General features: G+C 29.0%; 24 protein-coding genes. 19 read left to right on the top strand and 5 right to left on the bottom strand.

Annotated elements, in window-relative coordinates:
* Nucleotides 1–66: 66 nt before the first annotated feature.
* The 7 genes from CQA75_RS03305 to CQA75_RS03335 are packed head-to-tail and all read left to right on the top strand — an operon-like array spanning nt 67 to nt 6,003.
* Nucleotides 67–453 carry a c-type cytochrome gene (locus CQA75_RS03305; protein ID WP_137623640.1) on the top strand — a complete coding sequence of 129 codons (387 nt, stop codon included), beginning with the start codon at nt 67–69 and terminating at the stop codon, nt 451–453.
* Nucleotides 443–1,717: a glutamate-1-semialdehyde 2,1-aminomutase gene (gene hemL / locus CQA75_RS03310; RefSeq protein ID WP_137623641.1), complete on the top strand. Its 1,275-nt coding sequence runs from the start codon at nt 443–445 to the stop codon at nt 1,715–1,717. Before CQA75_RS03305 ends, hemL begins: the two co-directional genes overlap by 11 nt.
* Nucleotides 1,714–1,995, top strand: a complete 282-nt coding sequence (locus CQA75_RS03315; protein ID WP_137623642.1) for an AtpZ/AtpI family protein — start codon at nt 1,714–1,716, stop codon at nt 1,993–1,995. The genes hemL and CQA75_RS03315 overlap by 4 nt, the downstream gene beginning before the upstream one ends.
* On the top strand, nt 1,995–2,492 hold the full coding sequence (locus CQA75_RS09135) for a hypothetical protein (RefSeq protein WP_171000072.1): 498 nt from the start codon (nt 1,995–1,997) through the stop codon (nt 2,490–2,492). The genes CQA75_RS03315 and CQA75_RS09135 overlap by 1 nt, the downstream gene beginning before the upstream one ends.
* Nucleotides 2,470–3,657 carry an MFS transporter gene (locus tag CQA75_RS03325; protein ID WP_137623643.1) on the top strand — a complete coding sequence of 396 codons (1,188 nt, stop codon included), beginning with the start codon at nt 2,470–2,472 and terminating at the stop codon, nt 3,655–3,657. Before CQA75_RS09135 ends, CQA75_RS03325 begins: the two co-directional genes overlap by 23 nt.
* Nucleotides 3,650–5,725, top strand: a complete 2,076-nt coding sequence (locus CQA75_RS03330; protein ID WP_137623644.1) for a flagellar hook-length control protein FliK — start codon at nt 3,650–3,652, stop codon at nt 5,723–5,725. Before CQA75_RS03325 ends, CQA75_RS03330 begins: the two co-directional genes overlap by 8 nt.
* Nucleotides 5,722–6,003, top strand: coding sequence for a FlhB-like flagellar biosynthesis protein (locus CQA75_RS03335; protein ID WP_038837253.1), 282 nt, complete (start codon nt 5,722–5,724; stop codon nt 6,001–6,003). The genes CQA75_RS03330 and CQA75_RS03335 overlap by 4 nt, the downstream gene beginning before the upstream one ends.
* Here the strand turns inward: CQA75_RS03335 and CQA75_RS03340 are convergent.
* Together CQA75_RS03340 and CQA75_RS03345 are read right to left on the bottom strand one after the other, a co-directional pair.
* Nucleotides 6,000–6,800: a phosphatidylserine decarboxylase gene (locus tag CQA75_RS03340; RefSeq protein ID WP_137623645.1), complete on the bottom strand. Its 801-nt coding sequence runs from the start codon at nt 6,798–6,800 to the stop codon at nt 6,000–6,002. The two genes, CQA75_RS03335 and CQA75_RS03340, sit on opposite strands and share 4 nt — an antisense overlap.
* Complete coding sequence (locus tag CQA75_RS03345; RefSeq protein ID WP_137623646.1) at nt 6,800–7,924, bottom strand: metallophosphoesterase; 1,125 nt, start codon at nt 7,922–7,924, stop codon at nt 6,800–6,802. The genes CQA75_RS03340 and CQA75_RS03345 overlap by 1 nt, the downstream gene beginning before the upstream one ends.
* A 93-nt stretch (nt 7,925–8,017) precedes the next feature.
* Between CQA75_RS03345 and gltX the strand changes: the two genes are divergently transcribed.
* The 3 genes from gltX to CQA75_RS03360 are packed head-to-tail and all read left to right on the top strand — an operon-like array spanning nt 8,018 to nt 11,223.
* Nucleotides 8,018–9,313, top strand: a complete 1,296-nt coding sequence (gene gltX / locus CQA75_RS03350) for a glutamate--tRNA ligase (RefSeq protein ID WP_137623647.1) — start codon at nt 8,018–8,020, stop codon at nt 9,311–9,313.
* Nucleotides 9,314–9,316: 3 nt separating this feature from the next.
* Nucleotides 9,317–9,598 (top strand): YggT family protein, encoded by a 282-nt coding sequence (locus CQA75_RS03355; protein WP_137623648.1) that lies wholly within the window; start codon nt 9,317–9,319, stop codon nt 9,596–9,598.
* Nucleotides 9,595–11,223 carry a lytic transglycosylase domain-containing protein gene (locus CQA75_RS03360; protein ID WP_137623649.1) on the top strand — a complete coding sequence of 543 codons (1,629 nt, stop codon included), beginning with the start codon at nt 9,595–9,597 and terminating at the stop codon, nt 11,221–11,223. The genes CQA75_RS03355 and CQA75_RS03360 overlap by 4 nt, the downstream gene beginning before the upstream one ends.
* Here CQA75_RS03360 and CQA75_RS03365 read toward each other — a convergent pair.
* Nucleotides 11,120–11,605 carry a hypothetical protein gene (locus CQA75_RS03365; protein ID WP_137623650.1) on the bottom strand — a complete coding sequence of 162 codons (486 nt, stop codon included), beginning with the start codon at nt 11,603–11,605 and terminating at the stop codon, nt 11,120–11,122. The two genes, CQA75_RS03360 and CQA75_RS03365, sit on opposite strands and share 104 nt — an antisense overlap.
* Nucleotides 11,606–11,710: 105 nt before the next feature.
* Here CQA75_RS03365 and mobB point away from each other — a divergent pair, with 105 nt between their 5' ends.
* From mobB to CQA75_RS03390, 5 genes are read left to right on the top strand one after another with little or no spacing between them, the layout of a single operon-like run.
* Complete coding sequence (mobB, locus tag CQA75_RS03370) at nt 11,711–12,190, top strand: molybdopterin-guanine dinucleotide biosynthesis protein B (RefSeq protein WP_137623651.1); 480 nt, start codon at nt 11,711–11,713, stop codon at nt 12,188–12,190.
* Nucleotides 12,191–12,204: 14 nt separating this feature from the next.
* Nucleotides 12,205–13,047, top strand: coding sequence for a class 1 fructose-bisphosphatase (locus CQA75_RS03375; RefSeq protein ID WP_137623652.1), 843 nt, complete (start codon nt 12,205–12,207; stop codon nt 13,045–13,047).
* Nucleotides 13,040–13,237: a hypothetical protein gene (locus tag CQA75_RS03380; RefSeq protein WP_137623653.1), complete on the top strand. Its 198-nt coding sequence runs from the start codon at nt 13,040–13,042 to the stop codon at nt 13,235–13,237. The genes CQA75_RS03375 and CQA75_RS03380 overlap by 8 nt, the downstream gene beginning before the upstream one ends.
* A 20-nt stretch (nt 13,238–13,257) precedes the next feature.
* On the top strand, nt 13,258–15,123 hold the full coding sequence (metG, locus tag CQA75_RS03385) for a methionine--tRNA ligase (RefSeq protein ID WP_137623654.1): 1,866 nt from the start codon (nt 13,258–13,260) through the stop codon (nt 15,121–15,123).
* Nucleotides 15,123–16,064, top strand: coding sequence for a hypothetical protein (locus CQA75_RS03390; protein ID WP_137623655.1), 942 nt, complete (start codon nt 15,123–15,125; stop codon nt 16,062–16,064). Before metG ends, CQA75_RS03390 begins: the two co-directional genes overlap by 1 nt.
* Here the strand turns inward: CQA75_RS03390 and CQA75_RS03395 are convergent.
* Complete coding sequence (locus tag CQA75_RS03395; RefSeq protein WP_137623656.1) at nt 16,061–16,513, bottom strand: methylated-DNA--[protein]-cysteine S-methyltransferase; 453 nt, start codon at nt 16,511–16,513, stop codon at nt 16,061–16,063. The genes CQA75_RS03390 and CQA75_RS03395 overlap by 4 nt on opposite strands.
* A gap of 93 nt (nt 16,514–16,606) precedes the next feature.
* On the opposite strand from CQA75_RS03395, the gene CQA75_RS03400 reads away from it, so the two are divergent.
* From CQA75_RS03400 to trmA, 4 genes are read left to right on the top strand one after another with little or no spacing between them, the layout of a single operon-like run.
* Nucleotides 16,607–17,848, top strand: coding sequence for an ankyrin repeat domain-containing protein (locus CQA75_RS03400; RefSeq protein ID WP_137623657.1), 1,242 nt, complete (start codon nt 16,607–16,609; stop codon nt 17,846–17,848).
* Nucleotides 17,845–18,594: an SDR family NAD(P)-dependent oxidoreductase gene (locus tag CQA75_RS03405; protein WP_137623658.1), complete on the top strand. Its 750-nt coding sequence runs from the start codon at nt 17,845–17,847 to the stop codon at nt 18,592–18,594. The genes CQA75_RS03400 and CQA75_RS03405 overlap by 4 nt, the downstream gene beginning before the upstream one ends.
* The gene (locus tag CQA75_RS03410) at nt 18,591–20,312 is read left to right on the top strand and encodes a Na+/H+ antiporter NhaC family protein (RefSeq protein WP_137623659.1); all 1,722 of its coding nucleotides are present in this window, start codon (nt 18,591–18,593) and stop codon (nt 20,310–20,312) included. Before CQA75_RS03405 ends, CQA75_RS03410 begins: the two co-directional genes overlap by 4 nt.
* On the top strand, nt 20,309–21,382 hold the full coding sequence (trmA, locus tag CQA75_RS03415) for a tRNA (uridine(54)-C5)-methyltransferase TrmA (RefSeq protein WP_137623660.1): 1,074 nt from the start codon (nt 20,309–20,311) through the stop codon (nt 21,380–21,382). The genes CQA75_RS03410 and trmA overlap by 4 nt, the downstream gene beginning before the upstream one ends.
* On the opposite strand, the gene CQA75_RS03420 is transcribed toward trmA, so the two are convergent.
* Entirely contained in the window at nt 21,369–21,779 is a 411-nt protein-coding gene (locus CQA75_RS03420; protein WP_137623661.1) for a hypothetical protein, read from the bottom strand. The two genes, trmA and CQA75_RS03420, sit on opposite strands and share 14 nt — an antisense overlap.
* Between the last annotated feature and the right edge of the window lie 52 nt (nt 21,780–21,831).

Genomic DNA, 21,831 nt, shown 5'->3' on the forward strand with positions numbered 1-21,831 from the left:
AAAATTTTATTACTTTTTTAAAGTAAAAATTGTATCATATTAAAATTTCATTAGCAAGGTTAAATTTTGAAAATTCTTATAACGTTTTTATTCACAACCCTCACTCTTTTTGGTTCTGATTTTATAACCCCAAGAGAATACGCTAAAATGCTTTATGAAAACCCTAGAGGAATCAGTTGCAAAAAATGTCATGGAAATGACGGAAGTGAGCAAATTTTAGGATACTATCTAAAAAAAGGAGTTAAAACGCCTTATAAAATTCCAAGCATTCAAAATCTTAGTTTTGAAAAATTTAAAAACTCACTCAATCAAATTAAAAACGCTAAATCCATTATGCCAAATTATTCATTAACCAATGAAGAAATTGTAAGCTTGTATAATTACATTAGCCAATTTAATAAAAATAAAAAACAACAACCCATAAACACCAAAGGAGTAAAAAATGACAAATAAAAAAGCTTTTGAACAAGCATGTAAAATCATAGCAGGTGGCGTAAATTCACCAGTTAGAGCCTTTAGCAATGTAGAAAGTGAGCCTAGATTTATCGATCATGGTAAGGGTGCTTATATTGTTGATATTGAAGGAAAATCTTATATTGACTATGTGCAAAGTTGGGGGCCTTTGCTTTTTGGTCATTGCGATAAAGATATTCAAAAGGCTTGTCAAAATGCTCTTAAAAAGGGATCAAGTTTTGGAGCCCCTACTTTATTAGAAACTGAACTTGCAAATTTGGTTTTATCAGATTTTCCACATTTAGATAAAATCCGTTTTGTCAATAGCGGAACAGAAGCAACAATGAGTGCGATTCGCCTTGCACGTGGATTTACAAAAAAAGATAAAATATTAAAATTTGAAGGGTGTTATCACGGACATTCAGATTCTTTACTAGTGAGTGCTGGAAGTGGTGCTGCTACCTTTAATACTCCAAGTTCTTTAGGAGTGTTAAATGAAATCGCACAATTTACTTTAGTTGCAAAATACAATGACATTCAAAGCGTCAAAGAACTTTTTAAACAACATCAAGATATCGCTTGTGTTATCATAGAACCTATAGCTGGAAATATGGGCTTAGTACCGGCTAAACAAGAATTTTTAGAAGAGTTGGTACAAATTTGCAAAGCAAATCAAACTTTACTTATTTTTGATGAAGTTATGAGTGGTTATAGAGCTTCATATCTTGGATCTTATGGAGTTAATCATATTAAAGCTGATATTGTCACTTTTGGAAAGGTTATTGGTGGCGGATTACCAGCAGCAGCTTTTGCAGCTAGAGCTGAAATTATGGATATTTTAAGTCCTTTAGGTGGGGTTTATCAAGCTGGAACTTTAAGCGGAAATCCTTTGGCTATGGCAGCAGGAATTGCTAGCATTTCTAAGGCAAAAAAGAAAAAAGATCTTTATGAAAAATTAGCTAAGTTAGCTAAAAAATTAACTCATGGTATGAAAAAATTAGCTTTTGAGAAAGGAATTCCTTTGCAAACTTGCTATGTTGGCTCTATGTTTGGTTATTTTTTCACAGAAAAGCCGGTTGAAAATTATCAAGATGCTTTAAAATCAGATCTTAAACTTTTTTCAAAATTCCACCAAAAAATGCTTAAAAATGGAATTTATCTTGCTCCTTCACAATTTGAAACGGGTTTTATTTGCTCTAAAATGAATAATAAAATGATCGACTCCACTTTAGAAGCCGTAAAAGAAAGCTTTAAGCACCTATGAATAGAAAAAAAATCATCCATAAAACCATAGAAGCTGCCGATGGCTTAAGCCTTGGAATTTCTATGGTTGTTGCTGTTTTAATTGGTATTGGTATTGGATATTTACTCAAAAAATTTACCCCTTATCCTTGGTTATTTTGGCTTGGGGTTTTTTGGGGAATTTCTGGCGCAATACTCAACGTTTATAAAGCCTATAAAAAACAAGTAAAAACTTATGAAGAATTTGCAAAACGCGATGAATTAGTAAAAGAAATTATCCAAAAAGAGAAAAATAAATAATGCAATACAAAAAAGCATTTGCTGTGATTATATTTTTAATTCATATTGCATTTTTTTTATCTTTTTTATTTTTAACCCCTTTCAGTCTAAATATATTTTTTAGCTTTGAAATAGCTTTTTTTAGTATTTTACTAGTTATTATAGCCTCTTATCTTAGCTACAAAAAAATGATCTATTCTCAAGCAAGAAAATACAAAATCAATCAAAATTTATTTTTATTTTCTCTTAAAAAAGTGAAAAGTCTGCCTAAAAATATAAAATTTACAATCCTAAAAGACGATTTAGAATTTAGTATAAAAAATAAAATGTATTTTTTTGTAGCATTTTTTAATTTATTAAAAATTTTTGCTTATGTGGTTTTAGTTGCGGGTTTTTTATTTTTACACAGACAAGGAATACTTCACATTTTTGGCTATTTGTGTGGAATTTCAAGCTTGCTTATTTGTATTTTTATTTTTATTGTGTATGTAAGATATGAGTCCAAAAAGAATTATTAAATCAATGACAGCACTTTTTGCCAGCATGGCTTTTTTATTTGCTGGTAATGCTTTGATTGTCACTTCAATCGGCGTTGTTCTTAAAGAAAGAGGAGAAGGTCCTTTAGTCGTAGGGATTATCAGCTCTTGTTTTTTTATCGGCGGACTTATTGGAACTATAAGTGCACATAAAATCATTTCAAAAATAGGTCATATACGATCTTTTGGCTTATTTGGCGCTATTTTTGGAATTTCAGCTATGTTGCATACTATCAGCAATAATCTCATTTTTTGGGCTGTTTTAAGGTTTTTAATAGGCATTTGCTATTATGGCTTTTTAATGGTAATAGAATCTTGGCTCAATGAAAAAAGTAAAAACGCTATACGTTCAAGGATACTAGGATTTTATGAAATAGTATTTTATCTTTCTTTTGGCATAGGAACTTTAATCATCGCTCTTAATCTAAGCAGACATAATGTTTTTATTTTAAGTGCCGCTTTGATTTTATTTTCTTCTTTGCCGCTAAATTTGATCAAGATAAAAGAACCTCTTTTGCCCGCATCAAGCCCTATTTCCATACCAAAAGTTTTTGATATCGCACCTTTGGCCATCATCACTAGTTTTATAGCTGGAATGCTTATAAATGGCTTTTTTTCAATGGCTCCTTTATTTATACTTTTGCAAAAATTTAACAATCAAGCTGTGTCTTATTTTACTTTTTGTGGAATTTTAGGTGGCTTTTTTGCTCAAACTATCATGGGAACTATCTCAGATAAACTAGGTAGAAAATTTGCCATTATTACTTGTGCGAGTATAGGTTTTTTCACTATGCTTGTCTTTGTTTTTTTTAAACCTTGTTTGTATATTCAATATTGCTTGTCTTTCTTGCTAGGTATGGGAATTTTTTGCCTCTATGCTTTGGCGCTTGCTAGAGCTAATGATGTTTTGGTGATCAAAAATAAAGGCGTAGAATTAGGACGCGGTGTTCTTTTTTGCTATTCTTTGGGATCTTTATTTGGACCTTTGATTTTGGGTCTTTTGATGCAATATTTTGATACAAAAGGTTTTACTTGGTTTTATATTTCCTTACTTGGATTTTTAATACTTTTTACCATCAATAGACCTAATATCCTAAGTAAAAAATTCAGCAAAAAGCCTGGAAATATGGTGATGCTAGATGATTAATACTCAGCTTACAAGTCAAATTGCTAACGCACAAAAAAATGATATCAAGCTAGATAATGCTCCAACAAAAGATAAAGTAAATTCTAAAGAAAATCCAAAAGAAGCGCTTTCTAATGCCTTAAAACACAATTTAGGCCTAGATAAAGATGCAAGCAATGAAGAGATTATTTCTAAGCTTATCCAAAATGAAACTGGTACAAAACTTAAAGAACTTGTTAATAAGCTTTTAGAACAAATCAATTCTCAAAAAAATCCTGATTCACCTATACTGAAACAAAGTAAAAATTTAAACTTAGCCCCCAATTTTGCTAATGAATTAAAAACATTAAGCACTGAACTTGCTAAAGATGATGTTTTTTCTCAAGTTTTAGATAAACTAAACCAAATTTTAAAACCAGCAAGTGAAATTAAAAATAATAATCTAGCTCCATTATTTAAAAATTCGGGTGTATTTTTTGAAGCAAAATTAAAAGATGCTTTAAATGAAGAAAACCTGCCTAAAAGTTTTTATTCTCTTTTAAGCACGATTAAAGGCTTAAGCAATGAAAAACTTAGTGTCCAAATCGCTCAATTGGCTGCTGCAAATTTAAGCCCAAAAGAAACCCTAAAAGAACTTAAAAATATATTGCAAACCAACAAAAAGGAAAATACACAAATTTTAGATCAAAGCTCTTTTAAAGCTCTTCTTAAATTAGGCTCTAAAATAGAAAATTTTAAAAATTACATCACAAAAAATCCTAGCTTAGCTCAAAATAAAATCATCGATATCGCTTATAAAATTTCAAAAGAAATAAAAACCTTAAAAAATGATTTTTTCAAAGCCTTAAACAAACCAGAAAATATAATGATTCAAGATACAAATATATTAAAAAATACTGCCAAAGCCTTTGAAAAACTAGAAAATACCTTAAAAAATATTTTAGAAAAATCAAATTTAAAAATGCCCGATCATGATGAAGATGATATTTTAAAAAACCTTATTTCAGATAAAAATGAAACTAAAAATGAAAATTCTCACGAAGTAAAAAACCACGACAAACAAACACAAGATAACGAATTAGAACATAAAACAAAAGATCATGATCAAGAAAATGATCATTTAAATGATCAAAAAACAAACAAAGAAGAAGAAAAAGAAATAGAAAATTTTCAAGATAAAAAAAATGAAAATACTAAAAATAATTCAAATCAAGAAAGTATAAAAAATACTCCTAAAGAAAATGCTAAATTTTTTGAAACCAAAAATGAAAACAATATGCAGAAAATACCTCAAAATAACACACAAAATCAAGAAAATCTTTTTAAAAATCAAGAAATTTTTAACAAGCAAAATAATGTCAAAAATTTAGCCTTTGTAGTAGAAAATTTAGATCTAGATCAAGTACAAAATCTAAGCAAGGATCTTGGCAATCTTTCAAGAAGACTCAATGAAAGCTTAAGGGAATTAGAACCTCATGTTCAACGCACAAAAACCAATCAAGCTGAAATAAAAAATTTAGAACGCAAACTTGATTTATCTATGAAGGATTTAGCCCAAATCAAGCCAAAAACAGATCAAGATATAGCAGAATCTTTACATCACGATATCAAATCCACTCTTTTACAAATTTCAAATTTAGCCAAAAACGAAGGCAATGAAGCTGTTTATAATCAAACCAATAGGCTTTTAGCCCAAATTGAAATCAATCAGCTTATTTCCTTAGCGAATGATTCTATTAATACTTATTTGCCTTTTTCTTGGGAAGATCTTAATGATTCTAAGATTATGTTTAGAAGAGGTAAAAAAGATAAATTCTTTGCCCAAATAAAACTCGAATTTGCTAAACTTGGTGATTTAGAAATTTTAATTTCTTTAAACCATGAAAAATATATAGATATAAACATCATGGCTGAAAATAAAGAATTTAGAAAAACGATTTATGAAAATGCACACGAACTTAAAAAAAATATCAACAAAGCAGGACTTTTAAGCGCTAATTTCTTTGTAGGTGATATCATAAGAAGCAAATTTGATAGCAGGGATATAAAGAATTTAGATCTTGAAATGGGTATGGATAAAACAGTATGAGTAAAATTAAAAAATCCATCAAAAAAGCTGTAGCCTTAGGCTATCAAAAAGAAAAACATTCTGCACCAAAAGTTCTTGCAAGTGGCAAAGGAGAAAGTGCTGCTAAAATAATTTCTTTAGCTAAAGAACATGGAGTACCCATAAAAGAAGATGAGGATCTAATTGAAATTTTAAGCAAACTCGATCTTGGAGATGAAATTCCGCCAAATATGTATAAAGCAGTGGCTGAAGTTTTTGCTTTTATCTATCAAATGGCAAATAAAACTCCTAAAAATTAATCAGAAATACTCTCTCCAAATTTAATTTTTTGCCCTATTTCTAATTTTTTATTCCATATGCCTTTTTGGGCGATCAACACTATAGTAGAACCCAATTCAAAATACCCAAGTTCTTCAGCTTTTTTTACTCTTAAATTTTCATACTTTTTCGTAAAGCTATAAGAAAATTTAGCATTAGTTCTAATGCTATCATCAAAATTAAAACGCATTTTTCCAACATTTTGTGCGCCTATAAAAACAAGCCAAAAAACACCTTTTTTATTTTGACATTTTAAACTTACTCTTTCATTTTTAGTATAAAGATTGCTAATAGACTTTAAATGCTTTTCATTGACACTATAAAGTGCTCCTCTTGTATAAGTCGCACTTAAAATTTGCATATCGCAAGGACTGTGATAGCGATGATAATCTCTTGGCGAAAGATAAATATTGATATAATCTAATCCTTTTTCTAATTCATAAGGTTCAAAACTATCTTTTAAAAGTTCTTCAACACTGTAAGTGTGTCCTTTAATAGAAAAAGCGAAATATTCTTCATCGGCTAAAAAAGTACTTCCGCATTGCAAAATTTTTCCATCACTAGGACTGATAAAACCTTCTCCTATAGTGCGTGGAATTTTCATAGTTCTTGTGAAAAGCTCATTTAAACTTCTATATTCTAAAACATCATCAAATTCACTCATATCGATTTTAAAATAATTCACATACCATTGATTGATTTTTTTTTGAATGATTTTTGGAAATTTAAATTGAGCTATAAGGCCAAAAAGTTTAGAACTTTCTCTTGAAAAATTCATTACAAATCTCCTTTAAGATTTAAAATAGCAATTTCACTCGGAGCAAAAACTCTAAGACTTGGACCCCAAAAACCTGCCCCACTGCTAACATATAATTTTGTTTTTGCGCTTAAATTATAAAGCCCATAAACAAAACCTTGCTGAAGTTTAACCAAAAACATAAAAGGGAAAATTTGTCCCCCGTGGGTATGTCCGCTTAAAATCAAATCAAAGGCACTCAAATCATAGAGCAAAGCTGCTTTTGGCTGATGTGTTAGCAAAATACTTGGTTTTGATGTATTTAAATCCGCTTTAATCCTTGCTAAATTAGGAGCATATAACCCCTTGCTTATTCCGGCTAGATCTGCTAAACCAGCAACATTGATAAAACCTAAATCTACATTTTGATTGAGTAAAATTTTCATTTTTGTATGAGTTTTAAGCAAGTTTAAAACTTGATTGATTCCATGATAATACTCGTGATTTCCCACAGTGTAAAAAGTTCCATAAGTGGATTTAAAATTATTTAATTTTGAAATATAAGGCGCCAAATCTTTAGGATTTGCATCTATTAAATCGCCGATGATAAAAATCATATCCGGTTTTTGCAAATTGACTTTATTGATCACTTGATCTAGAAATTTTTCATGTAAATTTTTACCCAAATGCATATCTGTTAAAACAGCTATTTTTAGATCTTTTTTTAAGCCATTGATTTTTAAATTTAAGGTATTGATTTCAGGAATTCTTAAAGCATTACAAATACTCATATAGATTAAAAATACAGAAATACAAATAACAATAATTTCAAAAATCAAACGAATAAAGATATTGATCTTTTTATAAGCTCTTCCTAAAAGAATTAAAAAAAGTCTAAAAAAATCAAGTATTAAAGTAACGAAAAAAAGACAATAACTTGGAGCATAAGTCATGGATAAAATTTCATACCATGTATCATTTAGATAATCGTCCCTTCTTAAGATCAAAAAAACAATTTGAGCTAAAAAAAGCACAAAAAAGGCTAATGCAAAAATTTTTTGAAAATACTTAAAAAGTAAAAATTTTTTAATCAAACGCTTATAAACATATAAATTAACTAAACCAAATATAACTAAAATAATAAAAGATAGAAACAAATACATCATAAAAGTAATTATATCAAGTAAATATTAAATATCTGTATAAAATTATTTGTTATAATTTGTTTTTTTTGAAAATCCAAAATATAAGGTTTTACAATGTATCGTTTTGCCCCTTCTCCAACAGGAGATATGCATATAGGAAATTTACGCGTGGCTTTGTTTAATTACATCTGCGCTAAACAAAAAAACACTCATTTTGTCTTACGCATAGAAGATACTGATAAAGCAAGAAATATAGAAGGAAAAGAGGAAGAAATAAAAGAAATTTTAAGTCTTTTTGGAATTTCTTGGCAAGAATACTATGTGCAAAGTGAGAATTTAAAATTTCATCGACAAATGGCTTTAAGGCTTGTTAGCGAAAAAAAAGCTTTTGCTTGTTTTTGTACAGAAAAAGAATTGGAAGAAAAAAAAGAATTAGCAAAACAGCAAGGAAAACCTTATCGATACGATGGAACTTGTGAAAAACTAGCAGATATCGATGTTTTAGAATGTGAAAAACCTTTTGTTATCCGCCTTAAAAAACCTAATAAAACGATAGAATTTTCAGATCTTATTAAAGGTAAGCTTAGTTTTGAGCCTGATAATATTGATTCTTTTGTTATCATGAGAACAGATAAAACCCCTACTTATAATTTTGCTTGTGCTGTAGATGACATGCTTGAAAATATCACTTGTATTATACGCGGAGAGGATCATGTTTCAAATACACCTAAACAAGAGCATATCCGTCAAAGTTTAGGTTATGAACAAAAAATAAGTTATGCACATTTGCCAATTATTCTTAACGAACAGGGTGTTAAAATGAGCAAAAGAGAAGCGCATTCTTCTGTAAAATGGCTACTTGAACAAGGGATATTGCCAAGTGCTATTGCTAATTATCTTCTTATCTTAGGAAATAAAACTCCTTGTGAAATTTTCACCATAGAAGAAGCTATTTCTTGGTTTGATATCAATAAAATTTCAAAATCTCCTGCAAGATTTGATCTAAAAAAACTTTTGCAAATCAATAGAGAACATATAAAATTACTAGAAAATTCAAAACTTAATGAAATTTTAAATTTAAAAAGAGATCTAGCAAATTTGGCAAAATTTTACACCCAAGAAGCAAGCACGATCAGCGAGTTAAAAGAAAAAATTCATGCTATTTTTAGCCCCAAAGATTATCTTGAATTTGAAAAAGAATGTAAAATTTTAAAAGAAATTTTAAACGATATAGAACTTTTTGAAAATTATGATGATTTTAAAAACTATCTTTTACAAAAAAGCGGTCTAAAAGGTAAAAATTTCTTTATGTCTTTAAGGATAATTTTAACGGGAAATATCCATGGGCCAGAACTTAGCGATCTTTATCCGCATATAAAAAATTTCATACATGAATTAGCAAGGATGTAAATTATGATTATTGATTCTTTTATTTATGCTACTTTTCAAGTTTTGCACATTATTATTAATATTTACACTTGGATTATTGTTATCACTGCACTTTTAAGCTGGGTTAATCCTGACCCATATAATCCTATCGTCCAAATTTTATACAAGCTTAGTTATCCTGCTTATGCTTTGGTAAGAAAAATTCCAACACGCATAGGAAATATCGACCTAGCTCCTTTAATTATACTTCTAGCATTACAATTTCTCAACTTTTTCCTTGATAGTATTTTAAGGAGTATTTTGTGAAAAAAATATGTTTATTGCTTTTAAGTTTTATATATCTTAATGCCTTAGAATACGACTTAGAAACCTTAAAAAAACAAGATAATTCTTTAGCTAAGGATTATTATATTTATAGACTTTTAGAGAAAAAAACTCTTCATAAAACAGAAATTGAAAATTTAAAATCGCATATTTTTCGCTATGCAGGTAAGATAAAAACAGAAATTGAAAAGATTATTCCTATTAAGCCTTATATCAATCCAAAATATATGCAATGCTACATTTATACAAAAAATACGATTTTAGATGCAAATTTAACTTGTCAAAGTGTGCGTTTGAATTCGATATCTTTTATCGCGAGTTTAAGCAATAAAGATAGAGATATATTGGCAAAAAAATTTGACTCCAAAAGACCTGATTTGACAAATTTACTCCTTGCTTTTAATTCTAGCAAACCTATGAAATACATGGAAGAAAAAGATGATGTAAATGGCTTTTTTAAACTCTATAAATACTTCAAAGCTGATCATGGAGATTGTGATTTGAATGCAAGTTTTGTTAATCAAATTTCAAATTATAATAATTTTAATAACTTTGCTCAAACTATCGTCATCCAAAGACAATATCCGAAATTTAGATATTCTCTTTTGCAAACTAATCCAAAAAATACAAAAGAATATACGGCATTTTATTTAGGTATTAATGCTTTAACCTATGATAAAGATCATATAGCTTATGAGTTTTTCAAACAGGCTGCACAAACTTTTAAAAGTAGAAGTGGTAGAGATAATGCCATTTTTTGGATGTGGTTAATCAAAAAAGATGAAAAAGATTTGCAAATGCTTACACAAAGCAATTCTTTAAATATCTATAGTCTGTATGCTAAAGAATTAACGCATTCTGCTTTTCCAAAAATCGAAACCATCAAAGTTCATAAAGAAAAAAATGATTTTAATATGCAAGATCCATTTGCATGGCAAAAACTTAACAAAACTATACTTGAAGCTAACGCTACAAAGTTAGATGAATTGGCTAAAAAATTTGATACAGAAGAAACTTTGCCTATTTATGCTTATATTTTAGAACGAAAATCTAAATTTAAAAAACATTATTTCATCACACCTTATTATCAATACATCAAAGATTATGATATTCCTAGACAAGCTTTAATTTTAGCTATTGCTAGACAAGAAAGCAGATTTATTCCTACAGCTATTTCAGTTTCTTATGCCTTAGGCATGATGCAATTTATGCCTTTTTTGGCGAATCATATTGGAGAGAAAGAACTAAAAATTCCGAATTTTGATCAAGATTTTATGTTTAAACCTGAAATTGCTTATCATTTTGGAAATTATCATTTAGATTATTTAGAAAAAAGATTGAAATCTCCTTTATTTATAGCTTATGCTTATAATGGCGGCATAGGCTTTGTTAAAAGATTATTGGCTAGAGATGATATGTTTAAAAATGGAAAATATGAGCCTTTTTTATCTATGGAATTAATCCCTTATCAAGAAAGCCGAATTTATGGAAAAAAAGTATTGGCTAATTATATTGTATATCGATATCTTCTGAACGATAGTATAAAGATTTCGGATATTTTTGAAAATTTAATTCAAAACAAGGCAAATGATTTAAACAAATCTTAGCCTTGACAAAATTTTCTGTTTTTACACTAGGAAGAGTTACCTCTAGATACTTCGTATATTTATTTTGCAATAAATATTTCATAAAAAATGGATCAAGTTCTTGCACCTTAGCTTTTTTATTATTTAAAAAGATCTCTAATTTATCTATCTTAAAAGAATCAGGTGTAAATGTAAAAGCAAAAATATCATCATCACTAGCATAATCTAAAACAGGATTTAAATAAGACATTGTAACAATAGCACTAAGATTATCTTGTGTTATTTTATATTTTTGAGAGAACATAAGAGTTTGAGTTTTTAAATTTGTATCCACAATAGCAGGATCTTTCATAGAACACGCACTAAAAAATAAAACACTTGATAATAAAAAAGAAATTCTCATACCCTAACCTAATCGTAAATATTTTTTATAATTTTAACCTTTTAACTCTATTTTTTGGTTTAAAATATTATAATTTAATTTTAATTTTTAGGAAAATGAAATTTTATGGAAAAATTAATTATGGCTTTTAGTGGGCCTTCAAATTCTGGAAAAACAACTCTTATCACAAAAATTTCAAATGAACTTATGAATCAAGGATTAAAAGTTCTTATTATCAAGCACGATCCTGCAGATAAAGCACAGTTTGATTTTAATGGTAAAGATAGCTTTAAATTTTTTCAAACTGGTGCAGAAGTAATGGTTTTAAGTCCCACAAGAACAACCTTTTTTTCTCACAAGCAAAGAGATATTTTAAAAGCTTTACAATTATCTCAAGATTTTGATATATGTTTAGTTGAGGGCTTAAAGAGTTTAGATTTGCCACGTATTAGTGTTTTTTGCCAAGAAATTGATGAAAGTTATTTTTCATTTTCTCAAGCCATTGCAAGTTATGATAAAATTTCACATCCGAATTTAATTTGGCTTGATTTAAACAATATTAAAGAAATTTGTAGATATATATTAGAGAATGCAAAAAAAATCTAAAAAGGAGAGTTACAATGAAAGAATTAATTTCTTATATTCAAAAGGCCGTTTTAGAAATTTCAGACGCTTTGAAATTTCCAGATACAAGTTATAGTCAAAATCACAATTCCACAGGTGATACCCAGCTTAAATTTGATATCTTAAGCGATGAGATCATTACAAAAACTTTAAGCCAGTGCCCTACTCTTAAAGCTATTATCAGCGAAGAAAAAAATGAAATTTTAAAAGTCAATGATAATGCAAAATATATTGTAGCTTACGATCCACTTGATGGCTCTAGTCTTATGGATGTTAATTTTGCCATAGGTTCAATTTTTGGCATTTATGAAGAAAAAGCCAGTGCTAAAAATTTAAAAGCAGCGGTTTATAGTATGTATGGAGCAAGACTAGAAATGGTTATTTGTGAAGATACTCCTAAACTATATCGTCTTGATAAAAATAACGAATTTGTTTTTATCAAAGAATTAAAAATGAGTGAAAAAGGAAAAATCAACGCCACAGGTGGAACTCAAAAATTTTGGGATGAAAAACACGCCAAATTTATCAAAACTTTATTTGATGAAAATTATCGTTTAAGATATTCTGGAGCTATGGTTAGCGATATCAATCAAATTTTACTCAAAGGGGGCGGAATTTTTAGCTATCCAGCAACAAAAGATTCTCCTATGGGGAAATTAAGAGCTTTTTTTGAAGTTTTTCCTTTAGCTTTTATTGTAGAAAAAGCGGGCGGAAAAACCACAAATGGAAGCAATCAATCTCTACTCGATCTTGAATTTGATGCTATACATGCAACTACACCTTGTTTTTTTGGCTCTAAATACGAAATCGAAAAGCTTTTGGAAATCTATAATGGCTGAAGTTAGAGATGAATTCGAACAAGAAATGGATAATAAAAAAGAAATTTTATTATCCTGCCAAAATTCAAAAAACTTAAATTCTTGCTATAATTGCGAAGAAATTTTTACCTGCCAAACACGAAAAGACTATGTTGATGCTGTTTATAATAGCATGTCTAAGGGTAAAACCGAAGGCGGATTTGATTTTTAAATTTTTTAAGGAAATTAAACATGCGTTATATTACAACTCCAATTTATTATGTAAATGATGTGCCTCATTTAGGACACGCTTATACAACTATTATTGCTGATACCATGGCTAGATTTTATCGCTTACAAGGCCATGAAACCAAATTTTTAACAGGAACCGATGAACACGGGCAAAAAATAGAACAAGCTGCAAAAGAAAGAAATTCAACACCTAAAGAATATACAGATAAAATCAGCGCTGAATTTAAAAAGTTATGGGATGAGTTAGAAATTAATTATGATATTTATGCTAGAACTACAGATCAAACACATATTGACTTTGTGCAAGCTATGTTTTTAAAAATGTGGCAAAAAGGTGATATCTATAAAGATCAATACGAAGGGCATTACTGCATTTCTTGCGAAAGTTTTTTTACTAAAAGCCAACTGACTAACGAAACTTGCTGTCCAGATTGTGGAAAAAATACCACACTTTTAAAAGAAGAAAGTTATTTTTTCAAGCTTTCAAAATATCAAGATCAAATCCTTAAATGGTATGAAGAAAAAGATCCTATTCTTCCTAAAAATAAAAAAAATGAACTTGTAAATTTTATACAAAATGGCTTAAAAGATCTTTCTATTACAAGAACCAGTTTTGATTGGGGGATTAAACTTCCAAAAGAAATCAATGATGATAAGCACATTATTTATGTTTGGCTTGATGCGCTTTTCATTTATATCAGCTCTTTAAAGACTCAAAAGGAAAAATTTTGGCCTGCACATATTCATCTAGTTGGTAAAGATATTTTGCGTTTTCATGCGATTTATTGGCCGGCTTTTTTAATGAGTGTGGATTTACCTTTACCTAAATTCATAGGTGCACATGGTTGGTGGACTAAAGAAGGTGAAAAAATGAGTAAATCTAAAGGCAATGTTATCAAACCTAAAGAAATTGCAGATACTTATGGCATAGAAGCTTTTAGATATTTTTTACTTAGAGAAGTGCCTTTTGGAAATGATGGCGATTTTAGTGAAAACATGCTTATTAACCGCATCAACGCTGAATTAAGTAACGAATTTGGCAATTTACTCAATCGCATCATAGGTATGAGTCAAAAATATAACAATGGAATAATTACCCAAAATAAAGTTTTAGATCTTTATAAAAATGAACTTGATGAAGCGATGCAATATCTAAAACTTGCCATAGACTATTTAGAAAATTTGCAGTGCAATCGTTATCTAGAAGAGATTTTCAAGGCTTTAAGTGTGGCAAATTTAGCTATCAGCAAATACGAACCTTGGAATTTGATCAAAGAAAACAAACACGATGAAGCAAATGCACTTATTGGGCTTTGTGCAAATATTTTAGCTAAGGCTAGTATTTTATTAAGCCCTGCTCTGCCAAATTCTTGTAAAAAAATCTCTCAAGCTTTAAATTTTGAAATTTCAACTATCAATTATGAAAAACTGATTATCCATAATGAATTATTTGATTTTAAAGCCACAGCTTGTGAAGTTTTATTTCCAAAAGTTGAGATCAAACAAGAGCCAAAGCAAGAAATTAAAAAAGAAGAAAAAGCAAAAATAAAAATCGAAGATTTTTCTAAAATAGAAATTAAAGTCGCTACGGTTTTGGATTGTCAAAATATAGAAGGTAGTGAAAAACTTTTGAAATTTCAACTCGAGCTTGAAAATAAAGAAATCCGTCAAGTAGTCTCTGGTATAGCCAAATACTACAAAGCTTCTGATTTAATAGGAAAACAAGTTTGCGTTTTAACTAATCTTAAAAAAGCAAAAATTTTCGGACATGAAAGTAACGGTATGATATTGAGTGCAAAGTACAACGATAAACTCGTTCTTATCACTCCTGAACAAATCATTGACAATGGAGCATTAATAGGTTGATGAATATAAGCAATCTAAGCGAACTCATCCACGCAAATATACTCAATGAAGGAAGTATTTTAAGCGTGGCTGGATTTGCCTTAAATCTCAATGAATTAAAAAGCGAATTTGCCTTTTTTAGTAACGATGAAAAAGAAATAGCCCAAGCGATCGATAAAGGCGCTTTTGCGATTATATCTGAATATGAATATTTTATCAAAGATAAAGAAATTTATTATCTTAAGGTAGAAAATTTAGAAATTGCCTTAATGAAACTTTTACGTTTTTTATGCGAAGAAAAAGAATGTAAATTTTTATCGCTTAAATCTTATGAATTAAGTATTTGCAAGGCATTTTCTTTAAATGTTTTAAAAGGCAATGTGTTTATAGATTTTGATACGCTTATTAAAGCAAAGAAAGGAGAAATTTTTTGCTTTAATGATGAAAATTATTTGCTTAAAATTTGTGCTAATATTGAAATTTTAAAAGAGGTTAATTTTACCCTTCTTTCAAGATCGAGTTTCTTTTTTACCACTTTGGTTTGTGATAATTTGTATTTTAAAAACCTAAATTTACCTTTTGTGTATGCGCAAATTTTTGCCAAAATTATGACTTATTTGAAAGAAAAAAATACAAAAATCAGCTTTGATTTTAACAAAATAGATGATTTTAAAATTTATTTTATTGATGAAAAATTTGAAATTTGCGAATTTGGCACAAGCACAAAAGCTTTTATAGTCGTTAATAATCAAAATACCTTTGATTATTGGAATGAAAATTTTAAACACACTAAAGGTTTTAAAACAGCAGTAAAAAATTCTTTATTTTGCGATTTTTCATATGATAAACTTTCAGATCTCAAGAATTTAAAAGATTTTAAATATTGTCTTATTTTAGAAAATCATGCAGATTTTGAGCAAGAATTTGAAAACCAATCAAACCAACTTCCAAGCCTATTTTAAATTTTCACACCTTCATTTTGAAGCAAAAATTTCTTGATATTAATTCCGCCATTGTATCCGCCTATACTATTTTTTGCAAGTACCCTATGACAAGGAATAAAAATAGGAATAATATTTTTAGAATTAGCATTTCCAACAGCCCTAAAGGCTTTAGGGTGGTTGATAATTTCTGCAAGTTCCTTATAAGTGACCGTTTGCCCATAAGGAATTTGCATTAAAGCTTTATAAACTTTGATTTCAAAACTAGTTCCTTGAATTTTTAAAGGAGTTTTAAAAACTTTTAATTTTTTAGAAAAATAATTTTTCAACTCCCAATTAGCAAATTCTAATAATTCACAAGAATTTTCCTCAAAATTTTCTTCAAAACAAAAATCAACTTCGGTTAAAAATTCACCATCGCTTTTTAACGACAAAGAACATATAGGCAATTTGTAAAAGACTTTAAACATAATAAATTATACTAAAATCTTTATATGATTAATTTAAATTTAAAGCTTATTTGAGTTAAAATATCGAATCAATTTCCAAAAAAAGGAAAAAAATTGAAAATATTTTTTATTTTACTTTGCGGCATATTGAATTTAGTAGCGCAAGATATTATAGACTGCGATTATATAAAAAAAAATAGAGTGCAAGTTTTTGAAAAAGATATCAATTCTACGTATCTTGAAATCGCTTCAAAATGCCCTGATTCTTTAAAGAATCAAATTTTTACTCAAAAACTTTATAAATTAGCTAATGAAATTCGTGGGGAAAATAGTGCTTGTAATGGCATAGAATACCTACCTAAACTTCAAAAATTTGATTTTTTACTTTTAAAAATCGCTCTTGATCCTAGTTTTTATCAAAAAAGCCTAGATACTCCTGAAAATTTAGAAAAAAAATACGATATTTTAAAATCTTATTTTAGATATTGGGCATATCAAAGCATAGGTAATTTTAGACTTTATCGATCTTTTTGGAAAGAGTATAATCAAGCTATTGATCCTTTAGAAAAATATTTTCAAGATAATTTCAATTTTGATCAAGGAAGCAGTACTTATTATGCAACTAATGCCTTAAATGAGTTTTTAAATTGGGCTGTAGGTGAAACAAAAATTTATAAAGATATCAGCCCTTTAGCTAAGGTGCTTTCAAATAAAAATAATTCTATAGAATATATACAAGATTTTCTTTTTAGAAACAATCTTAGCAAAGATGAACTTACTATAGGTTTGCAAGCTGCACTTTTAAATCAAAGAAAACAACCCATACTTGATCTTTTGATTCACTACGGTGCTAGAATCGATGAAGGCTATGAAGATGCCTTGTTTTATGCCTTAGAAAACTACGATAATACTAAATTTTTATTAGACAAGGGTGCTGATGTAAATAGCAGTAATGCTTTTGGAAAAACTCCTTTGTTTTACGCTATCGAGTTTAACCGAAAAGATATCATTTCTTTGCTTTTAAAATATGGAGCTGATGTCAATAAAAGATATATTAACAATAATGAAAAATTAGCCTTAAGTGCTAATAATTACGACAATACCCCTTATTTTATAACCTTTTGTGCTTTAGATCATACTTCAAAAAATGTTTTAATGCATGCTGCGGCTTATGGAGATGTTGAGATATTAAAAATGCTTATTGCAAAGGGTGCTAATATTCATGATGTTGATGATTTGGGCTTTAATGCGCTTGATTTTGCTATAGCAGCAGGAAAACAAGAAAACGCAAACTATCTTAAAAGCTTAGGACTAAAAGCAAATGAAAATTTATTTTATGGAGGGAGTTTAGAATGAAAACCGCTTTGATTACTGGAGCTAGTTCTGGATTTGGCGAAGCTTGTGTAAAAGCTTTAATTAAAGAAGGATTTAAGGTTATAGCTATAGCTAGACGTGAAGAAAAACTTGAACTTTTAAAACAAGAATTTCAAGAAAAAATACATACCATTGCCTTAGATATACGCGAAAAAGAAAAAGTTTTTTCAAAAATACAAAATTTACCTAAAGAATTTCAAGAAATTGACATTTTAATCAACAATGCAGGACTTGCCCTAGGACAAGATGAATTCGATAGTTTAAGTCTAGAAGATATTGAAACCATGGTTGATACAAATGTTAAAGGTTTTTTGTATGTCGCTAGAGCTGTGATTCCTATACTTAGAAAGCAAAAAAATGCCTATATTTTTAATCTAGGATCAGTTGCGGCCACTAATCCTTATTTTGGGGGTAATGTGTATTGTGGAACTAAAGCTTTTGTTGGGCAATTTTCAAAGGCTTTAAGAAATGATTTACGCGGAAGTAATATTAAAGTTACCAATATCGCTCCTGGTTTATGTAAAACAGAATTTAGCGAGGTGAGATTTAAAGGAGATAAAGAAAAAGCTGATAAAGTCTATGAAAATACAAAATTTATCAGTGCTGAAGATATTGCGAAAGTTATTTTATCTATCATCAATCTTCCAGAACATATCAATATCAATGAAATAGAACTTATGCCAATCACTCAAACTTGGAACGGCTTTCATATAGAGAAGAGTCAATGAAAATATTTTCATTTATCTGTTTGCCGCTGCTTTGCTTAGCTTCTTCTGAAGCTAATGCCAATTTATTTGGAATTTTTACATTAATACCGCCTTTTGTTGCTATTGCCTTAGCCTTTATCACTAAAGATGTGATTTTATCTCTTTTTATGGGTGTTTTAAGCGGAACTTTTCTTTTGAGTCTTTCTACTCACATCTTAAAAGAACACTCGCTTTCACTGCTTAATTTTTACAATACAGCCATAGAATCTTTTTCTAAAATCATCACTTTTATTTTAAATTCTGCTTCAGATCCAGCTAATGCGGGTATTATTTTACAAATTCTTTGTATAGGTGGGCTTGTAGCACTTGTAACCAAAATGGGCGGTGCAAAAGCTTTGGCTTTAAAATTTGCAAAAAGAGCAAAATCCGCCGTAAGTGCTCAAGTTAATACTTGGTTTTTGGGACTTTTAATATTTTTTGATGATTATGCTAATTTATTAATAGTTGGCCCTATTATGCGTCCTTTAGCGGATAAATTTAAAATTTCGCGTGAAAAATTCGCTTTTATCATCGATTCTACCGCTGCACCTGTAGCTGGAATTGCCATCATTTCAACTTGGATAGGTGTGGAAATTTCCCTTATTAAAACTGCTTATAAGGATATAGGTTATGAAAATATCAACGCCTTTAGCGTTTTTTTAGAAACCATACCTTATCGTTTTTACAATATTTTTATGCTCTTTTTTGTTTTAATGACAGCTGTGATGAAAAGAGAATTTGGCCCTATGTATCAAGCACAAATGCGCGCTATAACTACTGGAAAAATCGCACCTGTTGTGAAATCTAAAACTTTAGATACAGCAGAATTAGAAGATCAATTTTTAGCCCCTAAAGATGAAATAAAAATTTGTGCTTTTAATGCCATCATTCCTATTTTAACCCTTATGATCCTTGCTTTGCTTGGTTTTTATTTTAATGGTTTTAGTGCTTTATCGGGAGAGGATTTAGAAAAGGCTAATGCCTTTCCTCTTTCTTTTGAAACCTTAAGAATGGTTTTTGGAAAGGCTGATTCTTCAGTCGTTCTTTTTCAAGCGGCTTTGTTTTCAAGCATTGTAGCGATATTTATCGGGGTTTATCGTAAAATTTTCAATATCAAAGAAGCTATTGAAACATGGATTTATGGCTGGAAAACAATGATTTTTACCATTATACTTCTTTTACTTGCTTGGTCGCTTTCAAGCATAGTAAAAGAGCTTGGAACTTCACTTTTTATCACGAGTTTGTTAGCGGATAAAATGCCTGATTACATTTTACCTGCAACTATTTTTGCCTTTGCTTCAGGCATTTCCTTTGCCATAGGTACAAGCTATGGAACTATGGGAATTTTAATGCCTTTAGCTGTTCCACTAGCTTATAAAATCGCACAGCTTAGCGGAATGGATGCTAACACTATGCATCATTATATAGTCATTAATATTAGCTGTGTTTTAACAGGAGCTATTTTTGGAAATCATTGTTCGCCGATCGCTGATAATGTTATCTTATCTTCAATGAGTGCAAAATGTGATCATATGGAGCATGTTAAAACTCAAATTCCTTACGCTTTATTTATTTGTGCTATTTCTTTAGTGACAGGATATATTCCAGTATCTTTGGGCTTTAGCATTTGGATTGTTTTACCACTTAATTTGATTCTTATCGCTTTATTGCTTAAGATAATAGGAAAAAAATTACCATGAGTCTTAAAGAATTTGGCAATATAGTTGATTTTCAAGAAAAAATTTCCTTTATAAAAGATTTTTTTCTTGAATTTTATAAAGGAGAAATTGAATTTTTTAATTCTTTGGAGAAACACTTTAGAACTAGAGCTGAATTTTCTTTTTATCATGAAAATAATAAGCTTTATTATGCGATGTTTGATCCTCAAACTAAGAAAAAAATCATCATAGAAAATATAGATTTTCCCGATGAAAAAATTTGTAATTTTATGCCGATTTTGCTTGAAAAAATCAAAGTTAATCCTAATTTAAAAGAAAAACTTTTTGGCGTGGAATTTCTAGCAACTAAGCATGATTTAAGCACTACCCTACTTTATCACAAAAATATAGAAACTATTGATCAAGACTTAGCCAAACTAAGCTTTGAGTTAAACTGCAATTTAATCGCAAGAAGTAAAAATAAAAAATTAGTTTTTAATAATGAAAATTTAAAACAAAGTCTTTTAATCGGCAATAAAGAAATTTTTTATGAATTTAATAATGATTGTTTCATTCAGCCTAATACTTTCATCAATGAAAAAATGATCTCTTGGGTTAAAGAAAACCTTACTACTCAAGCTAAAAAAGATTTACTTGAGCTTTATTGCGGTTATGGCAATTTTACCCTTGCTTTGGCTGATGATTTTTCTAAGATTTTAGCGACTGAAATTTCAAAAAACAATATCAATTTTGCTCTTAAAAATTGCAAATTAAACAATGTTTCAAATATTTATTTTACTCGACTTTCAAGCGAAGAATTAAGCCAAGCTTTAAAAAAAGAAAGGGAATTTTTTCGCTTAAAAAATATCAATTTAGATGATTTTTGCTTTTCTCATGTTTTAGTCGATCCACCTCGTGCAGGACTAGATAAAAGCGTGATGGATTTAATAAAACAATATGATAATATTATCTATATCTCGTGCAATCCTATAAGTTTGAAAGAAAATTTAAAAGTCTTAAGCCAAACACACAAAATTATAAAAATGGCCGCTTTTGATCAATTTGTAAATACCCCTCATCTAGAATGCGGCGTTTTGCTTACAAAGATATAAAAAAATAATTCATTAATTTTGCTAGTATAACAATTCCTAAGCAAAGGATAAAAACTAAAAGATGGATGAAATTTCCTAAAGGATTTTTTCTTTTTAGGATGAAATAATAAAACAAAGAAAATACCACCAAAAGTAAAATAATACCAACAAAAAATATCTTTATAAGAAAAAGTAAATTCAAAGGATTGGTATGCAAAGGCATCATCACTCCGCCACTTAAAAGCAAAATAATCACAATAAAAGGCATAATCTTAACACCGATGGTTTTAAAAAGTTCTTGATCAAGGTTAGAATTTTTCTTTTTTAAAATTCCTAAAATAAAAATATCCACAAACAAATAGCCTATAAAAAATATCGCACAAAGTAAGTGTATCAGTAAAATATAGGGATAAAACATTTATTCTCCTTTTTTATTTTATTATATCAATTTTGCTCTTTTTTGTTAATCT

Origin of the sequence: Campylobacter taeniopygiae (genome assembly GCF_005406225.1) — a bacterium.
GTDB classification, from domain to species: Bacteria; Campylobacterota; Campylobacteria; order Campylobacterales; family Campylobacteraceae; genus Campylobacter_D; species Campylobacter_D taeniopygiae.

What these genes read in the sequence shown, in the direction of transcription:
- hemL (WP_137623641.1), top strand. Translation starts at nt 443, where the DNA reads ATGACAAATAAAAAAGCTTTTGAACAAGCATGTAAAATCATAGCAGGT.
- CQA75_RS03315 (WP_137623642.1), top strand. Translation starts at nt 1,714, where the DNA reads ATGAATAGAAAAAAAATCATCCATAAAACCATAGAAGCTGCCGATGGC.
- CQA75_RS09135 (WP_171000072.1), top strand. Translation starts at nt 1,995, where the DNA reads ATGCAATACAAAAAAGCATTTGCTGTGATTATATTTTTAATTCATATT.
- CQA75_RS03325 (WP_137623643.1), top strand. Translation starts at nt 2,470, where the DNA reads ATGAGTCCAAAAAGAATTATTAAATCAATGACAGCACTTTTTGCCAGC.
- CQA75_RS03330 (WP_137623644.1), top strand. Translation starts at nt 3,650, where the DNA reads ATGATTAATACTCAGCTTACAAGTCAAATTGCTAACGCACAAAAAAAT.
- CQA75_RS03335 (WP_038837253.1), top strand. Translation starts at nt 5,722, where the DNA reads ATGAGTAAAATTAAAAAATCCATCAAAAAAGCTGTAGCCTTAGGCTAT.
- CQA75_RS03340 (WP_137623645.1), bottom strand. Translation starts at nt 6,800, where the DNA reads ATGAATTTTTCAAGAGAAAGTTCTAAACTTTTTGGCCTTATAGCTCAA.
- CQA75_RS03345 (WP_137623646.1), bottom strand. Translation starts at nt 7,924, where the DNA reads ATGATGTATTTGTTTCTATCTTTTATTATTTTAGTTATATTTGGTTTA.
- gltX (WP_137623647.1), top strand. Translation starts at nt 8,018, where the DNA reads ATGTATCGTTTTGCCCCTTCTCCAACAGGAGATATGCATATAGGAAAT.
- CQA75_RS03355 (WP_137623648.1), top strand. Translation starts at nt 9,317, where the DNA reads ATGATTATTGATTCTTTTATTTATGCTACTTTTCAAGTTTTGCACATT.
- CQA75_RS03365 (WP_137623650.1), bottom strand. Translation starts at nt 11,605, where the DNA reads ATGAGAATTTCTTTTTTATTATCAAGTGTTTTATTTTTTAGTGCGTGT.
- mobB (WP_137623651.1), top strand. Translation starts at nt 11,711, where the DNA reads ATGGAAAAATTAATTATGGCTTTTAGTGGGCCTTCAAATTCTGGAAAA.
- CQA75_RS03375 (WP_137623652.1), top strand. Translation starts at nt 12,205, where the DNA reads ATGAAAGAATTAATTTCTTATATTCAAAAGGCCGTTTTAGAAATTTCA.
- CQA75_RS03380 (WP_137623653.1), top strand. Translation starts at nt 13,040, where the DNA reads ATGGCTGAAGTTAGAGATGAATTCGAACAAGAAATGGATAATAAAAAA.
- metG (WP_137623654.1), top strand. Translation starts at nt 13,258, where the DNA reads ATGCGTTATATTACAACTCCAATTTATTATGTAAATGATGTGCCTCAT.
- CQA75_RS03390 (WP_137623655.1), top strand. Translation starts at nt 15,123, where the DNA reads ATGAATATAAGCAATCTAAGCGAACTCATCCACGCAAATATACTCAAT.
- CQA75_RS03395 (WP_137623656.1), bottom strand. Translation starts at nt 16,513, where the DNA reads ATGTTTAAAGTCTTTTACAAATTGCCTATATGTTCTTTGTCGTTAAAA.
- CQA75_RS03405 (WP_137623658.1), top strand. Translation starts at nt 17,845, where the DNA reads ATGAAAACCGCTTTGATTACTGGAGCTAGTTCTGGATTTGGCGAAGCT.
- CQA75_RS03410 (WP_137623659.1), top strand. Translation starts at nt 18,591, where the DNA reads ATGAAAATATTTTCATTTATCTGTTTGCCGCTGCTTTGCTTAGCTTCT.
- trmA (WP_137623660.1), top strand. Translation starts at nt 20,309, where the DNA reads ATGAGTCTTAAAGAATTTGGCAATATAGTTGATTTTCAAGAAAAAATT.
- CQA75_RS03420 (WP_137623661.1), bottom strand. Translation starts at nt 21,779, where the DNA reads ATGTTTTATCCCTATATTTTACTGATACACTTACTTTGTGCGATATTT.